This is a genomic window from Polaromonas sp. P1_G2 (assembly GCF_056405515.1).
The window spans coordinates 1-392 of the sequence record NZ_JBFUBY010001493.1; the positions used below are offsets into that span (position 1 = coordinate 1).

A 392-nucleotide genomic window follows, 5' to 3' on the forward strand; every position below is an offset into this window, starting at 1 on the left:
TCTTCTGCCCGACCAGATCCATGTCCAAGACAACCATATTGGAATAGATCGGCGTGCCGACATCCATGTTGAACATGGCGCGCGACAGTTTGCCGGTGACGTGGAATTTCAACATTTTGCCTTGCTGTCCCTTGAAGGTGATCGAAAACTTCGTCGGTCGCGTGACGCCCTTGGCCGAGAGCTGGCCGTCGATGCTGGCGCTGTTGCCGCCCGTGCGTGCCACGGTGGTGGATCTGAAGCTCACCGTCGGATGCTCGGCGACGTCGAAGACCGGTTCGGACTTGATGAATTCCTCGATGCGCGGATCGGCGGCCGTGACGCTCGCCGGCAGCAGCGAAAACTCCACCTTCGAGCGCCCGATCGCCTTGTCGATCTGGAACACGCCCTTGAAC

Annotated in this window: 1 protein-coding gene; it reads right to left on the reverse strand. The window is 59.7% G+C overall.

Annotation, left to right across the window (positions count from 1 at the left end; all coding sequences use genetic code 11):
* The coding region (locus AC1D0P_RS31230) for a YceI family protein (RefSeq protein ID WP_477680269.1) at positions 1-392 on the reverse strand (392 nt) is incomplete at both ends.